The organism is Rhizobium sp. YIM 134829 (assembly GCF_046546455.1).
Map to the genome: position 1 here is coordinate 1 of NZ_JBKHKI010000028.1, position 605 is coordinate 605.

Sequence of the window (605 nt, forward strand, 5' to 3'; positions counted from 1 at the left end):
CGATAGCCCGAGGCTGCACGCCGGCTCGGGGTCAGCAAGCCGATCTGGTCATAGTGGTGCAGCGTCCGGACCGTGATGCCAAATCGATCCGCGACGTCGCCCACCGTGAGTTCGTCCACCTTCGTCTCCTGCGTCACGTCCACCAGGCTGGCGCCTCACGTTGCGTGAGGGTCAAGTGTTCATTCAACAGAAGGCTGAGAGCGAGCAGCCCCGATCTACCTGTCGTTCGTTTGCGTCCTGATTCGATCGCTGTCAATATCGATGAATGTCGATTTCGGAGAGCCCGGGGGCGGACGCCTGCTGTGTCACGCCGCCGCTGTTGCGCGAGCCACTGACTGAGCTGGCCGCCGCCGAGATGGCCACGAAGCTGAAGGCACTGGCCGACCCGGTGCGGTTGCGCCTGTTCAGCGCGATCGCCAGCCATTCCGGCGGCGAGGCGTGTGTTTGCGACATCTCCAGCGGTATCGACGTTTCGCAGCCCACGGTGTCGCATCACCTCAAGGTGTTGCGCGCCGCCGGTCTGTTGACCTCTGAGCGCCGGGCATCGTGGGTGTACTACGCCGTCGTCCCGGAGGCGTTGCGGGAGATCGCGGCGCTGCTGGATC

2 protein-coding genes are annotated in these 605 nt (G+C 64.6%); one reads left to right on the forward strand and one right to left on the reverse strand.

Annotation, left to right across the window (positions count from 1 at the left end; translation table 11 throughout):
* Positions 1-143, reverse strand: a 143-nt coding sequence (locus ACLE20_RS15535; protein WP_410941221.1) for a MerR family DNA-binding transcriptional regulator, incomplete at its 3' end; no start/stop codon positions are given.
* Positions 144-265: 122 nt separating this feature from the next.
* On the opposite strand from ACLE20_RS15535, the gene ACLE20_RS15540 reads away from it, so the two are divergent.
* The coding region (locus ACLE20_RS15540; RefSeq protein ID WP_410941220.1) for an ArsR/SmtB family transcription factor at positions 266-605 on the forward strand (340 nt) is incomplete at its 3' end.